Source organism: Streptomyces sp. NPDC093089, from assembly GCF_044754405.1.
In the GTDB taxonomy this organism is placed as follows: domain Bacteria; phylum Actinomycetota; class Actinomycetes; order Streptomycetales; family Streptomycetaceae; genus Streptomyces.
Genome location: NZ_JBIVPA010000013.1, coordinates 26,341 through 44,522, shown reverse-complemented (window position 1 = coordinate 44,522; position 18,182 = coordinate 26,341). Strand labels below are relative to the sequence as shown.

At 73.2% G+C, this 18,182-nt stretch carries 14 protein-coding genes; 9 read left to right on the top strand and 5 right to left on the bottom strand.

Annotated features, from left to right (window positions below; genetic code table 11):
• Positions 1 to 108: 108 nt before the first annotated feature.
• The 9 genes from rimP (at position 109) to ACIQFX_RS28115 (ending at position 12,053) form a co-directional block, all read left to right on the top strand.
• Positions 109 to 606, top strand: coding sequence for a ribosome maturation factor RimP (rimP, locus tag ACIQFX_RS28155; protein ID WP_402468882.1), 498 nt, complete (start codon positions 109 to 111; stop codon positions 604 to 606).
• Between the two features lie 2 nt (positions 607 to 608).
• Positions 609 to 1,604, top strand: a complete 996-nt coding sequence (nusA, locus tag ACIQFX_RS28150) for a transcription termination factor NusA (protein ID WP_367826738.1) — start codon at positions 609 to 611, stop codon at positions 1,602 to 1,604.
• Between the two features lie 74 nt (positions 1,605 to 1,678).
• The gene (locus ACIQFX_RS28145; protein ID WP_078905268.1) at positions 1,679 to 1,960 is read left to right on the top strand and encodes a YlxR family protein; all 282 of its coding nucleotides are present in this window, start codon (positions 1,679 to 1,681) and stop codon (positions 1,958 to 1,960) included.
• Between the two features lie 146 nt (positions 1,961 to 2,106).
• Positions 2,107 to 5,190, top strand: coding sequence for a translation initiation factor IF-2 (gene infB, locus ACIQFX_RS28140; RefSeq protein WP_402468879.1), 3,084 nt, complete (start codon positions 2,107 to 2,109; stop codon positions 5,188 to 5,190).
• A 150-nt stretch (positions 5,191 to 5,340) separates the two neighbouring features.
• Positions 5,341 to 5,634, top strand: coding sequence for a DUF503 domain-containing protein (locus ACIQFX_RS28135; protein ID WP_017235865.1), 294 nt, complete (start codon positions 5,341 to 5,343; stop codon positions 5,632 to 5,634).
• A 30-nt stretch (positions 5,635 to 5,664) separates the two neighbouring features.
• Positions 5,665 to 6,105: a 30S ribosome-binding factor RbfA gene (gene rbfA / locus ACIQFX_RS28130; RefSeq protein ID WP_017235864.1), complete on the top strand. Its 441-nt coding sequence runs from the start codon at positions 5,665 to 5,667 to the stop codon at positions 6,103 to 6,105.
• Positions 6,102 to 7,001 carry a tRNA pseudouridine(55) synthase TruB gene (gene truB / locus ACIQFX_RS28125; protein ID WP_402468876.1) on the top strand — a complete coding sequence of 300 codons (900 nt, stop codon included), beginning with the start codon at positions 6,102 to 6,104 and terminating at the stop codon, positions 6,999 to 7,001. The genes rbfA and truB overlap by 4 nt, the downstream gene beginning before the upstream one ends.
• A gap of 248 nt (positions 7,002 to 7,249) precedes the next feature.
• Positions 7,250 to 11,056, top strand: a complete 3,807-nt coding sequence (locus tag ACIQFX_RS28120; protein WP_402468874.1) for a trypsin-like peptidase domain-containing protein — start codon at positions 7,250 to 7,252, stop codon at positions 11,054 to 11,056.
• A 31-nt stretch (positions 11,057 to 11,087) separates the two neighbouring features.
• Positions 11,088 to 12,053, top strand: a complete 966-nt coding sequence (locus tag ACIQFX_RS28115; protein ID WP_402468871.1) for a bifunctional riboflavin kinase/FAD synthetase — start codon at positions 11,088 to 11,090, stop codon at positions 12,051 to 12,053.
• A 97-nt stretch (positions 12,054 to 12,150) separates the two neighbouring features.
• Here ACIQFX_RS28115 and ACIQFX_RS28110 read toward each other — a convergent pair whose 3' ends face one another.
• The 5 genes from ACIQFX_RS28110 to ACIQFX_RS28090 are packed head-to-tail and all read right to left on the bottom strand — an operon-like array spanning position 12,151 to position 18,087.
• A complete protein-coding gene (locus ACIQFX_RS28110) occupies positions 12,151 to 13,224 on the bottom strand; it encodes an ABC transporter ATP-binding protein (protein WP_402468868.1) in 1,074 nt (357 codons plus the stop codon).
• On the bottom strand, positions 13,221 to 14,186 hold the full coding sequence (locus tag ACIQFX_RS28105) for an ABC transporter ATP-binding protein (RefSeq protein ID WP_402468866.1): 966 nt from the start codon (positions 14,184 to 14,186) through the stop codon (positions 13,221 to 13,223). Before ACIQFX_RS28105 ends, ACIQFX_RS28110 begins: the two co-directional genes overlap by 4 nt.
• Entirely contained in the window at positions 14,183 to 15,193 is a 1,011-nt protein-coding gene (locus tag ACIQFX_RS28100) for an ABC transporter permease (RefSeq protein ID WP_402468863.1), read from the bottom strand. The genes ACIQFX_RS28105 and ACIQFX_RS28100 overlap by 4 nt, the downstream gene beginning before the upstream one ends.
• Complete coding sequence (locus ACIQFX_RS28095) at positions 15,190 to 16,251, bottom strand: ABC transporter permease (RefSeq protein WP_402468861.1); 1,062 nt, start codon at positions 16,249 to 16,251, stop codon at positions 15,190 to 15,192. The genes ACIQFX_RS28100 and ACIQFX_RS28095 overlap by 4 nt, the downstream gene beginning before the upstream one ends.
• A 3-nt stretch (positions 16,252 to 16,254) precedes the next feature.
• Positions 16,255 to 18,087 (bottom strand): ABC transporter substrate-binding protein, encoded by a 1,833-nt coding sequence (locus tag ACIQFX_RS28090; RefSeq protein WP_402469315.1) that lies wholly within the window; start codon positions 18,085 to 18,087, stop codon positions 16,255 to 16,257.
• Positions 18,088 to 18,182: the final 95 nt, after the last annotated feature.

Below are 18,182 nucleotides of genomic sequence, written 5' to 3'. Positions count from 1 at the left end.
ACCCGCGGGCCCCGGGGCGGTGGACGGCAACACCCTCCGGGACCGGATACCCTTTGGTCTGACACGCGACGAACCCACAACAGCACACGCGGCCGAGGAGTCACCCGGATGAGCACCACCCAGAGCGACAGGCTGCGCGGACTCGTGGAGCCGCTCGTCGCCGCGAAGGACCTGGATCTGGAAGAGATCGAGGTGTCCCGGGCGGGCCGCCGCGGACTGCTGCGGATCGTCGTCGACTCGGACGAGGGCGTCGAGCTGGACGTCTGTGCCGAGCTGAGCCGCGCGATCTCCGAGAAGCTCGACGAGACCGACGCGATGGGCGAGGGCGAGTACGTCCTCGAAGTCAGCTCCCCCGGTGCCGACCGCCCCCTGACGGAGCACCGCCACTACGTGCGCGCCACCGGCCGGCTGGTCAAGTTCCAGCTCGCCGAGGACGGCGAGCTCGTCGCCCGGATCCTCGCCGTGGACGAGGACGGCCTCGACCTCGAAGTGCCGGGCGTGAAGGGGCGCAAGCCCACCGCCCGCCGGGTCGTGTTCGCCGACGTCGCCAAGGCGCGTGTCGAGATCGAGTTCAACCGCAAGGACAAGAAGGAAGAGGAGGCGTAGCCGTGGACATCGACGTGAAGCTTCTCAAGGGCTTGGCGCATGAGAAGGAGATCTCCTTCGACCTGCTGGTCGAGGCGATCGAGTCGGCCCTCCTCATCGCCTACCACCGCACCCCCGACGCCCGCCGCCACGCGCGCGTGGAGCTGAACCGGCAGACCGGTCACGTCACGGTGTGGGCGAAGGAAGACCCCTCCGAGCTGGAGGAGGGGCAGGAGCCCAAGGACTTCGACGACACCCCGTCGGACTTCGGCCGGATCGCGGCGAGCACCGCCCGCCAGGTCATCCAGCAGCGGCTGCGGGACGCCGAGAACGACGTGACGTTCGGCGAGTACGCGCGCCGTGAGGGCGATGTCGTCGCCGGTGTGGTGCAGCAGGGCAAGGACCCGAAGAACGTCCTGGTCCGTCTGGACGACAAGCTGGAGGCGATCCTCCCGGTCCAGGAGCAGGTGCCGGGCGAGGACTACACGCACGGTCTGCGCCTGCGGACGTACGTCGTCCGGGTGGCCAAGGGCGTCCGCGGTCCGTCCGTCACCCTTTCGCGCACCCACCCCAATCTGGTGAAGAAGCTCTTCGCCCTGGAGGTGCCGGAGATCGCCGACGGTTCCGTCGAGATCGCGGCCATCGCCCGCGAGGCCGGCCACCGCACCAAGATCGCCGTCCGTTCCACCCGTTCGGGCCTGAACCCCAAGGGCGCCTGCATCGGCCCGATGGGCAGCCGCGTCCGCAACGTGATGGCGGAGCTGCTCGGCGAGAAGATCGACATCGTCGACTGGTCGGACGACCCGGCCGAGATGGTGGCGAACGCGCTCTCCCCGGCGCGGGTCTCCAAGGTCGAGGTCGTCGACCTGGCCGCCCGTTCCGCCCGGGTGACGGTGCCGGACTACCAGCTGTCGCTGGCGATCGGCAAGGAGGGGCAGAACGCCCGCCTCGCCGCGCGCCTCACCGGCTGGCGGATCGACATCCGTCCGGACACGGAGCCGGCCGGTCCGCAGGACTGAGACCGTTTTTGGCCAACAACTGTTCGATTCTTGCCCCAAACGGGTGGGGTCGGTACGGGGAGGTAGACTTAATCGTGTCTGGCCGGACGCAAGCCCGCGTATGCCCTGAACGAACCTGTGTGGGATGTCGGGAGCGAGCGGCCAAGAGCGATCTGCTGCGGATCGTGGTGATCAAGGACGAGTGTGTTCCGGATGATCGCGGTACGCTGCCCGGCCGGGGTGCGTACGTGCACCCCGCCGTGGTCTGTCTCGACCTTGCGGTCCGCCGCCGGGCGTTCCCCAGGGCCTTCAAGGTCCAGGGCCCGCTCGACACGGCGGAACTGCGTCACCACGTCGAGCGGTCGGCACCGCAGTGAAGAAGTACGGCACGGATCACCGTGCGGTCAGGTACCTCGCGAGTTGGAAGTAGGTCGAGATTGCGATGAGCACTCGATGAGTACGCGATGAGTACGCCCATGAAGTAGCGACGGTCCGGCGGTAATCCGGACCTCAAAGGAGCGAAGTGGCTAAGGTCCGGGTATACGAACTCGCCAAGGAGTTCGGCGTGGAGAGCAAGGTCGTCATGGCCAAGCTCCAAGAACTCGGTGAATTCGTCCGTTCGGCGTCCTCGACGATCGAGGCGCCGGTCGTGCGCAAGTTGACTGATGCTTTGCAGGGTCCCGGCGGTGGCGCCGGCAAGACCGCAGCGAAGCCCGGCGCGCCCCGCAAGGCGACGCCTTCCCCCGCCGCGCCGAAGCCGGCGCCGGCATCCCCCGCGCCGTCCCCGGCGCAGACTGCTCGTCCCGCCGCCCCGAAGCCTGGCGCGCCCACCCCGGCGCCCAAGCCCGCGGCCGCGGAGAAGCCCGCGACGCCGGCCCCCGGCGGCACGCGTCCCACCCCGGGTCCGAAGCCCGCGGCCGCGCCGAAGCCGGCGCCGGCCTCCCCGGCTCCGACGACCCCGGAATTCACCGCGCCTCCGGCGGCTCCGGCCGCCCAGCGCCCCGCCGGCGCGACCCCGGGCCCCCGCCCGGCTGCCGCCCGCCCGGGTCAGCAGGCTCCCCGCCCGCAGGGTCAGGGTGCTCCGCGTCCCGGTGGCCAGCAGGCCCCTCGTCCGGGCGGTGCCCGTCCGGCCGGCCCGCGTCCCGGCAACAACCCGTTCACCTCGGGTGGCTCCACCGGCATGGCGCGACCGCAGTCGCCCCGCCCCGGTGGCGGCGCCCCGCGTCCGCAGGGCGGCCCCGGCGCCGTTCCGGGCGCTCCGCGTCCGCAGGGCGGCCCCGGTGGCGCCCCGCGTCCGCAGGGCCAGGGCGGCGCGCGTCCCACCCCCGGTGGCATGCCGCGTCCGCAGGCTCCCCGTCCGGGCGGCGCGCCCGGCGGTAACCGTCCGAACCCGGGCATGATGCCGCAGCGTCCCGCTGCCGGCCCGCGCCCCGGTCCCGGCGGTCGTGGTCCCGGTGGCCCCGGCGGTCGTCCGGGTGGTCCCGGTGGCGGCGGCGGTCGTCCCGGCTTCGCCGGTCGTCCGGCCGGTCCCGGCGGCGGTGGCGGCGGCTTCGCCGGCCGTCCCGGTGGTCCCGGTGGTGGCGGCGGCGGTCGTCCGGGTGGTCCCGGCGGTGGCGGCGGCTTCGGCGGTCGTCCCGGTGGCTTCGGTGGCCGTCCCGGTGGTCCGGGTGCCCGTGGTGGCACGCAGGGCGCCTTCGGTCGTCCCGGTGGTCCCGCGCGTCGTGGTCGCAAGTCGAAGCGTCAGAGGCGCCAGGAGTACGAGGCCATGCAGGCCCCGTCCGTGGGCGGCGTGATGCTGCCTCGCGGCAACGGCGACACCATTCGCCTGTCGCGCGGTGCCTCCCTCACCGACTTCGCCGAGAAGATCGGCGCCAACCCGGCGTCGCTCGTCGCGGTGATGATGAACCTCGGTGAGATGGTCACGGCCACGCAGTCCGTCTCCGACGACACGCTGACGATGCTCGGCGAGGAGATGAACTACACCGTTCAGATCGTCTCGCCCGAGGAGGAGGACCGCGAGCTCCTCGAGTCCTTCGACATCGAGTTCGGCGAGGACGAGGGCGGCGAAGAGGCTCTGGTCTCCCGTCCGCCGGTCGTCACCGTCATGGGTCACGTCGACCACGGTAAGACCCGACTGCTCGACGCGATCCGCAAGACGAACGTCGTCGCGGGCGAGGCCGGTGGCATCACCCAGCACATCGGTGCCTACCAGGTGGGTACCGAGGTCAACGGCGAAGAGCGTCGCATCACCTTCATCGACACCCCGGGTCACGAGGCGTTCACCGCCATGCGTGCCCGTGGTGCGAAGTCGACCGACATCGCGATCCTCGTGGTCGCGGCCAACGACGGCGTCATGCCGCAGACGATCGAGGCGCTCAACCACGCCAAGGCCGCCGGCGTCCCGATCGTCGTCGCGGTCAACAAGATCGACGTCGAGGGTGCCGACCCGACCAAGGTCCGCGGCCAGCTGACCGAGTTCGGTCTCGTGGCCGAGGAGTACGGCGGCGACACGATGTTCGTCGACATCTCCGCCAAGCAGGGTCTGCACATCGACTCCCTGCTCGAGGCCGTCGTCCTCACCGCCGACGCCTCGCTCGACCTGCGGGCCAACCCGAACCAGGACGCGCAGGGCATCGCGATCGAGTCCCACCTCGACCGCGGTCGTGGTGCGGTCTCGACCGTCCTCGTCCAGCGCGGAACGCTGCGCATCGGCGACACCGTGGTGGTCGGCGACGCGTACGGCCGAGTCCGGGCGATGCTCGACGACAAGGGCAACAACGTCGAGGAGGCGACCCCGTCGACTCCCGTCCTGGTGCTCGGTCTCACCAACGTGCCGGGTGCCGGCGACAACCTCCTGGTCGTCGACGAGGACCGTACGGCCCGTCAGATCGCCGAGAAGCGCGCCGCGCGTGAGCGCAACGCCGCCTTCGCCAAGCGCGTCCGCCGGGTGTCCCTCGAGGACCTCGACAAGGTGCTCAAGGCCGGTCTCGTCCAGGAACTCAACCTCATCATCAAGGGCGACGCGTCCGGTGCGGTCGAGGCCCTCGAAGCCTCGCTGCTCCAGCTCGACGTCGGCGAAGAGGTCGACATCCGCGTCCTGCACCGCGGTGTGGGTGCGGTCACCGAGTCCGACATCGACCTGGCGATGGGCTCCGACGCCATCGTCATCGGCTACAACGTCCGTGCGGCCGGCCGTGCCGCGCAGATGGCGGAGCGCGAAGGCGTCGACGTCCGCTACTACTCGGTGATCTACCAGGCCATCGAGGAGATCGAGGCGGCGCTCAAGGGCCTCCTCAAGCCGGAGTACGAAGAGGTCGAGCTCGGTACGGCGGAGATCCGCGAGGTCTTCCGCTCGTCCAAGCTGGGCAACATCGCGGGTGTTCTCATCCGCTCCGGCGAGGTCAAGCGCAACACCAAGGCGCGCCTCATCCGCGACGGCAAGGTCATCGCCGAGGACCTCACCATCCACGGTCTGCGCCGCTTCAAGGACGACGTCACCGAGATTCGTGAAGGCTACGAGGGCGGTATCAACCTCGGAAACTACAACGACATCAAGATCGACGACGTCATCGCGACGTACGAGATGCGCGAGAAGCCGCGCGCCTGATCGCGTCCGATCGTGCAGGTGAGTCGGGGCCGGTCGGCGGAAGTTATTCCGTCGATCGGCCCCGGCCGTTGCGTGTACGGTTCTGGTGTCCCTGCCGAGCGACGGCCCGGCAGGCCACCGAACCCGAACCGGCGGGACATCCGGCACCGCATGTACGTGGGGACTCTGTCCTTCGATCTGCTCCTCGGCGACGTCCACTCGTTGAAGGAGAAACGCTCCGTCGTCCGGCCCATCGTCGCCGAGCTCCAGCGCAAGTTCTCCGTGAGCGCGGCCGAGGTGGGCGACCAGGACCTCCACCGCAGGGCCCGGCTGGGCGTCGCGCTGGTGTCCGGGGACCACGGATTCGTATCGGACGTGCTCGACCGCTGTGAGCGGCTCGTCGCCGCGCGTCCCGAGGTGGAGCTGCTGTCGGTGCGCCGCAGGCTCCACACTGATGAAGACTGACTTGAGCAAGGCAAAGAAGGAGAAGGACCAGTGGCCGACAACGCGCGGGCGAAGAAGCTGGCGGACCTCATCCGGGAGGTGGTCGCCGAGAAGCTGCAGCGCGGCATCAAGGACCCCCGCCTGGGTACGCACGTGACCATCACGGACACCCGCGTCACCGGTGACCTGCGGGAGGCCACGGTCTTCTACACGGTCTACGGCGACGACGAGGAGCGCGCGAGCGCCGCGGCCGGCCTGGAGAGCGCCAAGGGCATCCTCCGTTCGGCCGTGGGCCGGGCGGCGGGGACCAAGTTCACCCCGACCCTGACCTTCGTGGCCGACGCCCTCCCGGAGAACGCCAAGACGATCGAGGACCTCCTCGACAAGGCGCGGGCCTCGGACGCCCAGGTGCGGGAGGCCTCCTCGGGCGCCTCCTTCGCGGGCGACGCCGACCCCTACAAGAAGCCGGGCGAGGACGAAGCCGCCGAATGAGCACCGCAGCCAAGACGCCCGACGGCCTTGTCATCGTCGACAAGCCGTCGGGCTTCACCTCGCACGACGTCGTGGCCAAGATGCGCGGGATCGCCAAGACCCGCCGCGTGGGCCACGCCGGCACGCTCGACCCCATGGCCACCGGCGTCCTCGTCCTCGGCGTGGAGCGGGCGACCAAGCTCCTCGGTCACCTCGCGCTGACCGAGAAGGAGTACCTGGGCACCATCCGGCTGGGCCAGACGACGATCACCGACGACGCCGAGGGCGAGATCACCGCCTCCGTGGACGCCTCCAAGGTGACCCGCGAGGGCATCGACGCGGGCGTCGCCGAGCTCACCGGCGCGATCATGCAGGTGCCGTCGAAGGTCTCCGCGATCAAGATCGACGGCAAGCGGTCGTACGCGCGCGTGCGCGGCGGCGAGGAGTTCGAGATCCCGGCCCGCCCGGTCACCGTCTCCTCCTTCCGGGTGTACGACGTGCGGGAGGCCGTGGCCGAGGACGGCACGCCCGTCGTCGACCTCGTCGTCTCGGTCGTCTGCTCCTCCGGTACGTACATCCGCGCGCTGGCCCGGGACCTCGGTGCCGGGCTCGGGGTGGGCGGTCACCTGACCGCGCTGCGCCGCACCCGTGTCGGGCCGTACAAGCTGGACGCGGCCAGGACCCTGGACCAGCTCCAGGAGGACCTGACGGTCATGCCGGTCGCCGACGCGGCCGCGGCGGCGTTCCCGCGCTGGGACGTCGACGAGAAGCGGGCCAAGCTGCTGCTCAACGGCGTCCGCCTGGAGATGCCGGAGTACCCGAAGGGGCCCGTCGCGGTCTTCGGGCCGGAGGGCACGCTGCTCGCGCTGGTCGAGGACCAGCGGGGCAAGGCGAAGAGCCTCGCCGTCTTCGGCTGAGGACGTTCCCGAAGCCCTCGTGGGGCGGACACGCACACGCGTGTCCGCCCCACGGCGTTTCCCCCGGCTTCCCCCGCGCCCCCCGGCTTCCCCTGCGTTCCCCCGGCTTCCCCCGGGAGGTCTCTGTCCGGCGGAGCGCCGGAAAGTCACCCCATCGGGGAGGCGCTCGAAGTGAACGGGGGAGTGACAGGGGGCGCGTTTCCCCGCGAGCGCCGTGGCGTGATCACCGGCGACCTACCGTCGTCACCATGGGACGCGGGGACCTGGCGACGCTGGTGCGGATCTGCGATCTGGCGGGCCGGCCGCGCGGCACCGGGTTCCTCGCCGACCACCACGGAACGGTCGTCACCAGTCATGAAGCCGTCGACGGGCTCAGTCGCGTCGTCCTGCACGCCCCCGGCGACCGCACCTGGCTCGCCGAGGCCGAGGCCGTCGTCCGACTGCCCCAGAGCGGGCTCGCCCTCGTACGCACCGAAGGGCTCGGCGGGCGCCCGCTGCCGCTCGCGACCCGCGCCGAGATCGAACCCGGTACGTACGTGCGGATCGCCGCCCACGGCTGGCGCGAGGCGCGCGTCCTCGGCCCCGCCGCCGTCACGTACACCGCCACCGACCGCTTCCACGCCCTCGACGACGCCCTCGAACTCGCCATCGGCACCGAGGGCGCCGAGGCCCTCAGGCTCGGCGGCCAGGCCGCCGGCGGGCCCGTCCTCGACACCGCCACCGGCACCGTCCTCGCCGTCCTCGGCACCGCCCTGCACGGCGACCGCCAGGCCGCCGGATACGCGGTGCCGCTCCGGCCCGACGGCCCCCTCACCGCCCTGCTGCGCCGCAACGCGGCCACCGTCCCCGCCTACGGGCCCGACCTCAACCTTGCCGGCGTCCTCGAACTCACCGCCACCTCCACCGGACCCGCACCCGAACAGGGACCCTGGCCCGAACCCGTCGAACGCCCCGACTGCGCCCGCGAGTTCGCCCGCTTCACCGCCGGCGGCGTGCCCGTGCTCGCGCTGGTCGGCGGCCCCGGCACCGGCCGCACCACCGCCCTCGCCTCTCTCTGCGCCCACCGGGCCCGCGGCGAGGCGCCCGCCCCCACCGTCCGGCTGCGCGGCGCCGACCTGCGTGCCGAGGACCGCTCCCTCGCCGACGCCGTCGACCGCGCCCTCCACCAGGCGGGCCGCATCGTCGCCGCCTCCGGAGCCCTCGGCGACACCACGACCGCCACCCCGGAACGGGCCGCCGCGCTCGCCCGGGAAGCCGGACGCCCCCTCCTCGTCGTCCTCGACGGCCCCGAGGAGATGCCGCCGCGCCTGGCCCACCGCCTCGCCGACTGGACCGCCGCCACCGAGGGGTGGCTCCGCGCCCACGACGTCCGCCTCGTCACCGCCTGCCGCCCGGAGCACTGGGAACAGGCCGGCGCGCTCTACGGCCCCGACGCCCTCCACCGGCCGTCGGGACACCCCGGGGACGGGCCGCCCGCCGCCGTCGCCCTCGGCCCGTACTCCGAGGCCGAGGCCAGGGCCGTACGCCAGGGGTACGGGATCGGCGAGACGGACCTCGCCGAGGCGGACGCCCGGCACCCGCTCGCCCTCCGGCTGCTCGCCGAGGTCCGCGCGGCCCTGCCGGACGGCGTCCCCGGACGGCCCGGCCGCGAGGAGATCTTCACCGCCCACCTCGACCTCATGTGCCTCCGCGTCGCCGTCCGGATCGCCGCGGGCTCCCGGCCCCTCCTCCGCGGCACCGCCGTCCGCCGGCTCGCCGCGCGCGTCACCGGCCAGGTCCACGAGGCGGCCCGCCGCTGCCTCGGACCCGGACACGGCCTCCTCGACCGCGCCTCCTTCGAGGAGCTGTTCCCCTGGCGTGAAGGCTGGGCCTCCGCCGTCCTCACCGAAGGCCTCCTCGTCCCCGCCGGCTCCGGCTACCGCTTCGCCCACGAGGAACTCGCCGACTGGGTCCAGGCCGCCCACCTCGACCTCGACACCGCCCTCCACTCCCTGGTCCACCGTCACCACACCGAACCGCCCGGCCCCGGCACCGACCACCCCGTACGACACACGCGCACCGCGGCGGCGGGTGGCCCTGGTGTCCCCGGCGCCCCCGTCGCCGGTGGCGTTCCCGGCGTCCCGGGCGGCCCCGGCGTCCCTCCGCCCCGCCCCGGAGCCGACCGACCCGTACGACGCACGCGCACCGCGCCGGACGGCGAGGTGGCGGGCGGCCCTGTCGGCTCCGGCGCCCCCGCGCCGACCGTCGGCGTGCCCCGGCAGCGGGACGGTGTCCCGCAGCGGCAGGGCGTCCCCCCGGCGGGGGAGGTCGAGCACCTGCCCGTGCCTCCGCATCGCATCGGTCCGGTCCTCCAGGCCCTGCTGCTGCTCCACCGGGAGCGCGGGCCGGCCGGACTCGCCCCGCGCCTGGCCGCGCTCGTCGAGTCCCTCGCACGCTTCGCGGACAGGAGCCCCGACGAGGCCGCCGGCGGGGACGGGCCGTGGTGGGCCGCCCGGCTGCTCGGCGAGAGCATCCGGCGGTTGCCCGACCCCCGCCCCTACCTGCCCGTCCTGCGGCTGCTGGCCGACCGCGTCGGAGCCCGGCCCGGCCGACACCCGGCCCTCACCCCCTTCGGACCCGCCTTCTGGCAGGCCCTGCCGCTCGGCGAGGACGAGCGCATCGACCTGCTGCGGCGCCTCGTCCCGGCGGACCCGCCGCCGGGACACCCCGAGGGCACGCCGGCGGGCGACGCCGAGAACATGTCCGCGGGCGCAGACGCGGACGGGTCCGCGGGCGCGTCGCCCCGCCGGGTGCGCGGCGAGGAGCGGGCCCTCGACGTCGTCGCGGGGATGCTGGTGGCGGACCCCCGGGGAGTGCAGCCGCTGCTGTGCCGCTGGTTCGGCGACGAGCGGCCGCTGCCGGCCGTGCCGCACGAGACGGTGGCGACGGCGGCGCAGGCGCTGCTGCACGCCCGCAGGGGTCCGGCCGTCGACGACCTGTGCGAGGCGCTGGTGGCGACGGCGCACCCGCTGGCGGACGGGCTGCTCGCCAGGCTCGCCGGCGACGAGCCGTCGGCCGTGTGCCGGGCGGTCGACCGGTGGGCCCACGACGACGGGCGGCCGGAGCGGCGGGTGGCCGCCGCCGCGTACGGGCAGCTGGTCGCCGGGCACGCGGCGACCTCCGCCGACCGGGAGCTGCTGCGCTACGCCGCGCTCGCCCTGCTCGCCCGCCCCGGCGACCGGGCGCTCCACGGGGCGGCCCTGGGCCTGCTGGTCCGCGACCCGCACACCCGCGCCCGGCATCTGCCCCGGGCGCTGGCCGAGCCGCAGGTGCCCGCGTCCGCGCTCGCCGAGGCGCTGAGCAGCCACCCCGAGTTGGTCCTCGGCGCGCTCCGGACCCGGCTGCGGGGCGACGGCGAGGCGCCGGCCGCCGCGCTGCGGGCGCTCGCCGAGGTCGACACGCCCGCCCTGGCCCGCCGGATCGCGGTCCTCGTGCGCGACTACGCGGGCCGCCACCCCGAGGGCGCCGGGCACGTGGCCGCCTTCGTCGACCGCCGGTTCGAGGACGGCCCGGCGGCCAGGGCCGTCCTCCACCCGCTGGTCGCCGGCCTGATCAGGGGCCGTCCCGCCGCTGTCCGCCGCGCCCTGGCGCCCGTCCTCGCCGCGCCAGGCACAGGCGCCTCCCGCCATCTGCGGGCCGAGCTGCTCGACGTACTCGTCGAGCACGAGCGGTACGAGGCGGAGGTGGGGGAGTTCACGGTCCTGGAGGCGCTCCTGCGGGCCGCGGCCGAGGGCGCGGGGCGGCGCAGCGAGCCGCGCACCCGGGACCTCGTGCACCGGGTCGGCGTGCTGTGCGCCCGTACGCCCGAGGGGGTCCGGCGGTTCGACCGGGCCCTCGCCGGGCACTGCCGCGAGCTGTCCGGTGTCGCCGGGCTGCTCGCCGACTGGACGGCGGCCGCCCCCGGCGACTGGGCACCGTTGCTGGGCCCGGACACCCTCCGGGTGCTGCGGAGCCGCGGCACCTCCATGCCGATGCCAACCGAAGGCCGTGGGCATGGCAGTCTTAGACCGGCGTAATCGGCGAACAGGCGGACGAGGAGCGGTCACAGTGCAGCGCTGGCGTGGCTTGGAGGACATTCCCCAGGACTGGGGGCGCAGCGTCGTCACCATCGGCTCCTACGACGGGGTGCACCGCGGACACCAGCTGATCATCGGGCGCGCCGTCGAGCGCGCCCGGGAGCTCGGCGTCCCCACCGTCGTGGTGACGTTCGACCCGCACCCCTCCGAGGTCGTGCGGCCCGGCAGCCATCCGCCGCTGCTCGCCCCGCACCACCGGCGTGCCGAGCTGATCGCGGAACTCGGCGTGGACGCGGTGCTCGTGCTGCCGTTCACCGCCGAGTTCTCCCAGCTGTCCCCGGCCGACTTCATCGTCAAGGTGCTGGTCGACAAGCTGCACGCCAAGGCCGTCATCGAGGGCCCCAACTTCCGCTTCGGGCACCGGGCCGCGGGCAACGTCGCGTTCCTCGCCGAGCTCGGCGAGACGTACGACTACGAGGTCGAGGTCATCGACCTGTACGTCAGCGGGGAGGCGGGCGGCGGCCAGCCGTTCTCGTCGACGCTCACCCGCCGGCTCGTCGCCGAGGGCGACATGACCGGAGCGGGCGAGATCCTCGGACGCCCGCACCGGGTCGAGGGCATCGTCGTCCGCGGCGCCCAGCGCGGCCGCGAGCTCGGCTTCCCGACGGCCAACGTCGAGACGCTCCCGCACACGGCGATCCCGGCGGACGGCGTCTACGCCGGCTGGCTGACGGCGGCGGGGGAGCGGATGCCGGCGGCCATCTCGGTCGGCACCAACCCCCAGTTCGACGGCACGGAGCGGACCGTCGAGGCGTACGCGATCGACCGCGAGGGCCTCGACCTGTACGGGCTGCACGTGTCCGTGGACTTCCTGGCGTACGTGCGCGGCATGCTCAAGTTCGACACCCTCGACGACCTGCTCCTGGCCATGGCCGGCGACGTGAAGCGCTGCCGGGAGCTGACGGAGACCTACGACCGGGAGAACCCCGCTTCGTAGGGCCCCGCCCGACGGCGGGACGGCCGGAGGCACCGGGGCGAAGCCCGCGGTGCCCCGGACCTGTGAGCCGGCGGGCCGGTACCCCGGTCCGGGGCGCTCAGCCGCCCGCCCTCGCCCCCGCCGCCTCCCGTCCCGCCCAGTGGCAGGCCACCGCCTGCTCCCCGCCGCCGCCCAGGATCGGCAGGAGTTCTTCGCGGCAGCGTTCCGCGACGGCCGCCGCCTCGCCCGAGGCGAGGATCTGGCAGCGGGCGTGGAAGCGGCAGCCGGAGGGGATGCGGGAGGGGTCCGGGGGTTCGCCGGTCAGCACGACCGGCGCGTCGCCGGACTCCGGAAGGACCGACAACAGGGCCTGGGTGTAAGGGTGTCGGGGACGGGTGAGGACGGACTCCACGGTGCCGGTCTCCACGACCCGGCCCAGGTACATCACCGCCACCCGGTCGGCGATGTTCCACGCGAGCCCGAGGTCGTGCGTCACCACCAGCGCGGAGAGCCCTAGTTCGTCGCGCAGGCGCAGCAGCAGCGCCAGGATCTCGCCGCGTACGGACGCGTCGAGCGAGGCCACCGGCTCGTCGGCGACGATCAGCTCGGGCTCCAGGACGAGCGCGCCCGCGATGACGACGCGCTGCCGCTGCCCGCCGGACAGCTCGTGCGGGTAGCGCAGGAAGAAGCGCTCCGGGGGCCGCAGTCCGGCCCGGGCGAGGGCGCCGGCGACCGCGGCCCGCTCGTCCCCCGCGTACCCGTGGATCCGGAGCCCCTCCGCGACCGCGTCGTACACGGTGTGCCGGGGGTTCAGCGAGCCGCTGGGGTCCTGGAGGACCAGCTGCGCCCGCTTCCGGTAGGCCTTGAGGGCCCCGGAGGCGTACGACAGCGGTGCGCCGTCGAAGGCGACCGTGCCCGACGTGGGGCGGACCAGGCCGAGGAGGGAGCGGGCCAGTGTCGTCTTGCCGCAGCCCGACTCCCCGACGAGGGCCACGATCTCGCCGGTGCCGATGTCCAGGTCCACCCCGTCCACCGCGCGCGCGGGTGGCGCGCCGCGCCGGCCGGGGAAGGTGACGTGCAGGCCGCGCGCCGAGAGCAGCGGCCCCGCGGAGGTCCCCGTACGCCCGGCGCCGCCGGGGCCCGCGGAGTCGTCGGCGGCGCCGTCCACGGCGTCGCTCACGGTGTCCGTCATGCCGTGCTCCCCACGTGTACGCAGGCGGCGCGGCGCCCCGCGCCCGCCTCCCGCAGTTCCTGGTCCTCCGCGGCGCAGGCGTCGAGCGCCACCGGGCAGCGCGGCCGGAAGGCGCAGCCGCCCGGCAGGTCGGCCGGGTCGGGCGGGTCGCCCGGCAGGCCGCGCGGCGCCCGCCGGGACGCGGGGTCGCCGATGCGGGGGAACGCCGAGGACAGCGCCCGCCCGTACGGGTGCTCGGCGGCCTCGTACACGGCCCGCGCCGGCCCCTCCTCGACGACCCGGCCCGCGTACATCACGGCGAGCCGGTCGCAGGTGTCGGCGAGGACGGCCAGGTCGTGGCTGATCATCAGGAGGCTGATGGACTGCTCGGCGACGAGCCCCTCGATCAGCCGCAGGATCTGCGCCTGGATCATCACGTCCAGGGCCGTCGTCGGTTCGTCCGCCACGATCAGCCGGGGGTCGCAGGCCAGCGCCATCGCGATCATCACGCGCTGCCGCTGCCCGCCGGACAGCTCGTGCGGGTAGGCGGCGGCCCGCGCGGCGGGCAGACCGACGTGTTCGAGCAGCTCCCCGACCCGCTCGCGCGCCGCCGCGGGGGTCGCCCGGCCGTGCACGAGCAGCGGCTCGGCGATCTGGTCGCCGATCCGGTGCACGGCGTTCAGCGAGTGCATCGCGCCCTGGAAGACGATCGACGCGCCCGCCCAGCGCACGGCCCGCAGCCGGCCCCACTTCATGGCGAGGACGTCCTCGCCGTCGAGCAGGACCTCGCCCTCGATCCGCGCCGAGGCCGGGAGCAGCCGCAGCAGCGCGAGCGCGAGGGTGGACTTGCCGCAGCCGGACTCGCCCGCCACGCCCAGCTTGCTCCCCGCCTCCAGGGACAGGTCGACCCCGCGCACGGCGGGCACGGCGTCCGCGCCCGATCCGTACGTCACCTTCAGATTCCGTACTTCGAGCAGGCTCAACGCCCCACCCCCAGCTTCGGGTTGAGCACGGACTCGACGGCCCGTCCGCACAGGGTGAACGCCAGGGCGACGAGCGCGATGGCGATTCCGGGCGGGGCCAGGTACCACCAGTGCCCGGAGGAGACCGCGCCCGCCTCGCGGGCGTCCTGGAGCATCCCGCCCCAGGAGACCACCGTCGGATCGCCGAGCCCGAGGAACGCGAGGGTCGCCTCCGTGAGGATGGCTGTGGAGATCCCGAGCGTGGTCTGCGCGAGCACCAGCGGCATCACGTTCGGCAGCACGTGCTTGCTCATGACGTGGCCGTGGCCCCCGCCGAGCGCGGTCGCCCGCTCGATGTACGGGCGGGACTCCACGGCGATCGTCTGCGCCCGCACCAGCCGGGCGGTGGTCGGCCAGGAGGTCACCCCGATGGCCAGGACCACCGTCCACATCGACCGGGACATGACGGTGGCGAGCACGATCGCCAGGACCAGCGTCGGCATCACCAGGAACCAGTCGGTGATCCGCATGACGACGGTCGAGAACCAGCCTCCGTAGTGCCCGGCGATGATCCCGACCAGCGTGCCGATCGCGACCGACAGGGTCGCCGCGAGCAGGCCGACGAGCAGCGAGATCCGCGCCCCCCAGATCAGCAGGCCGAGCAGCGAGCGCCCGAACTGGTCCGTGCCGAGTGGGAATTCGGCGCTCGGCGGCTCCAGCGCGGTGCCCGGGGCCTCGGTCACCGACTGCACGTCGGCGCCGACGAGCAGCGGCGCGGCGAGGGCGATCAGGGCGATCAGCGTGAGCCCGGCGAGGCCGGCGAGCCCGGCGCGGTGGGTGCGGTACCGCTTCCAGAAGCGGGCCACCGTCGCGCGGCGGCGCGCCCACACCAGCGACGTCCCGGTCGGGGGCGTGTCCTTCGCGACCGTGGAGTCGGTGGAGTCGGTGGAGTCGGTGGAGTCGGTGGAGTCGGTGGAGTCGGTGGAGTCCGTGGGATCCGTGGGCTCCGTGGTGTCCGTCGTGGTCATCGTCCCACCCGGGGATCGAGCAGCGGATAGAGCAGGTCGGCGATCAGGTTCATCAGGATCATCGCCCCGGCGAAGACCACGAACAGGCCTTGCACGAGCGGCAGGTCGGGCACGCTCAGCGCCTGGTAGAACAGCCCGCCGAGCCCCGGCCAGGAGAACACCGTCTCCACCAGGATCGACCCGGCCGCCACATGGCCCAGGTTGATGAAGATCATGGTGACGGTCGGGAGCAGCGCGTTCGGCACGGCGTGCCGCCGCCGCACCACGTCGTCGCGCAGTCCCTTCGCGCGGGCCGTCGTCAGGTAGTCGCCGCCCATCTCGTCGAGGAGCGAGGAGCGCATCACGAGCAGCGTCTGCGCGTAGCCGACCGCCACCAGGGTGACCACCGGCAGGACCAGGTGGTGGGCGACGTCGAGGACGTGGGCGAAGCCGGTCTCGCCCGTGCCGGACTCCATGCCGCCGGTCGGGAAGAGCCCCGGGATCGGCCCCATGCCGACCGAGAAGACGATGATGAGCAGCAGTCCGAGCCAGAAGGACGGCACCGACCACAGGGTCAGCGCGATGCCGGTGTTCACCTTGTCGCCGAGGCCGCCGTGCCGCCACGCCGAGCGGGTGCCGAGCCACAGCCCGAGCGCCGAGTAGAGCACCACGGCGACGCCGGTCAGCAGCAGCGTGGCGGGCAGCTTCTCCGCGATCAGGTCGCCGACGGGCGCGCGGAACTGGAACGAGGTGCCGAGGTCGCCGCTCAGCGCCTTGGCGCAGTAGTCGGTGAACTGCTGCCACAGCGGCAGGTCGAGGCCGAACTGGCGCCTCAGCGTGGCCAGTTGCTCGGCCGAGGTGGGTACGCCGTGGGTCATCGCCTTGACCGGGTCACCGGGGATGATCCGGAAGAGGAAGAAGCTGGTGACCAGCACGGCGAAGAGCGAGACGAGTGCGCCGCCGAGCTTCCCCGCCGCGTGGCGGAGGTACCCGGCGGAGGAACCGGTGCGGGACGCGCCGTCCGTGGCGCGGGCCTCCTCGGCCCGCGCCACGTCGGCGGGGGTGCTTGCCGTCGTCACGTCCTACTCGCGGTCGTCGGCGGTGGAGCGGCGGCGCAGTCCGAGGAAGAGGCCGACGCCGAGCACGACCACCACGGCCGCGCCGATGCCGACGACCACCCCGGTGGACGAGCCGCCCTGGTCGTCCTCGGCCTGCGCGGTGGGCACGGCGGACCACCAGCTCCAGTAGCCGTCTTGCCCCCACAGGTTGCCGGCGGCCTCCGGCATGGTCGTGATGGACCGGATCTGGTCCGTGCGGTACGCCTCCAGGGCGTTCGGGTAGGCCATGATGTTCATGTACCCCGTGTCGTACAGCCGGGACTGCATCCGCTTCACCAGATCCGCCCGCTTGGCGGCGTCGTACTCCACCGCCTGCTGCGCGTAGAGCCCGTCGAACTCCTTGTCGCAGATGAAGTTGTCGGTGGCCCCGCTGTCCTTCGGTGTCGCCGGCAGCGTGCCGCAGGTGTGGATCGACAGGACGTAGTCGGGGTCGGGGTTGACCGACCAGCCGTCGAAGGCGAGGTCGTAGTCGCCCTTGACCCACGGGTCGGAGACGCTGTCCAGGCACTCGACCTTGAGCCCGACGCCGATCTTGCCCCACCACTCCTGGAGGTACTTGCCGACCGCCTTGTCGTTCGGGTCGGTGGCGTGGCACAGGATCCGGAAGTCGAGCGGCCTGCCGTCCTTGCCGACGCGCTTGCCGTCGGCGTTCTTCCGGTAGCCGGCGGCGTCGAGGACCTTCTCCGCGGCGGCCGGGTCGTACCCCCGCTTCTGCCCGGCCGGCGGCTCCCAGAAGTACGAGCCGAAGCGCGGCGGGATGTAGCCCTGGCCCTCGACGGCGTGGCCCTGGAAGACCTTGTCGACGATGGTGGTGCGGTCGACCGCGAGGAAGAGCGCCTTGCGCACGGCGGGGTCGAGGAGTGCCGGGTGGCCGTTGCCGAAGGTCTTGCCGTCCTTGGCCTTCGCGCCCGGGTTGGTCGCCAGCGCGTAGAAGCGGCGGCCGGGGGCGTCGTTGACCTTGATGTCCTTCTGGGTCTTCAGGGCGTCGGCCTGGGCGGGCGTCAGGTTCGGGACGAAGGACACCTCGCCCTTCTGCAGGGCGGCGACGGCCGCGTCACCGTCCTTGTAGTACTTGAAGACCAGCTCGTCGAACTTGGGTGCGCCCCGCCAGAACTTCCTGTTCGGCTTGAGCTTGATGTACTGGTCGACCTTGAAGTCGGTGATGACGAACGGGCCGTTGCCCACGATGGGGAACTGCTTGTCGTTGTTGAACTTCGAGAAGTCGCCGACCTTCTCCCAGACGTGCTTCGGCACGATCGGCACGTCGAGCGCCGTCATCGTCGCCTGCGGCTTCTTCAGCCGGATCACCAGCGTCTGCGGGGTGGTGGCGGTGACCTGCGCGAAGTTGGCCGTGAAGCTGCCGTTCGCCGTGGCGGCGTTCGGGTCGGTCATCATCTTGCCGAAGGTCCAGGCCGCGTCCTCGGCGGTGACCGGCTTGCCGTCGGACCACGTCGAGTCCTTGCGGATCGTGTACGTCCACGTCAGCTTGTCCGCCGACGCCGACCAGGCCGTCGCCAGGCCCGGGACCGTCCGCGCGTCCTTCGGGTCGTAGTTGGTGAGGTACTCGTACGCCAGCCGGTGGATGCTGGTCGAGGTGAGCTTCTGGGCGAGGAACGGGCTCAGCGAGTCGATGCTCTGCGAGACGGCCACCGTGAGGGTGGTGCCGCCGGACTTCTCGTCCTCCGCCTGCGCGGTGCCGGGGACGGCGGCGAGCGAACCGGCGGCGAGACCGGCGGCGAGCACCACCCGGAGGGCTCTGCGGGCGGGGGCGGGACGGGGTGGAACCTTCGTGACCATGACCATGGGACGTGACCTCGCGTCGGGGTTTCTGTCGTGGATCTTGGGCTGACGATGGGTGAAGCGAAGGTGTATCAGCGCTGGTCTGCCGTCGT

Bases quoted from the DNA above. Each gene is read 5' to 3' on its own strand.
- rimP (WP_402468882.1), top strand. From the start codon at position 109: ATGAGCACCACCCAGAGCGACAGGCTGCGCGGACTCGTGGAGCCGCTC.
- ACIQFX_RS28135 (WP_017235865.1), top strand. From the start codon at position 5,341: ATGTACGTGGGGACTCTGTCCTTCGATCTGCTCCTCGGCGACGTCCAC.
- truB (WP_402468876.1), top strand. From the start codon at position 6,102: ATGAGCACCGCAGCCAAGACGCCCGACGGCCTTGTCATCGTCGACAAG.
- ACIQFX_RS28120 (WP_402468874.1), top strand. From the start codon at position 7,250: ATGGGACGCGGGGACCTGGCGACGCTGGTGCGGATCTGCGATCTGGCG.
- ACIQFX_RS28110 (WP_402468868.1), bottom strand. From the start codon at position 13,224: ATGACGGACACCGTGAGCGACGCCGTGGACGGCGCCGCCGACGACTCC.
- ACIQFX_RS28100 (WP_402468863.1), bottom strand. From the start codon at position 15,193: ATGACCACGACGGACACCACGGAGCCCACGGATCCCACGGACTCCACC.
- ACIQFX_RS28090 (WP_402469315.1), bottom strand. From the start codon at position 18,087: ATGGTCACGAAGGTTCCACCCCGTCCCGCCCCCGCCCGCAGAGCCCTC.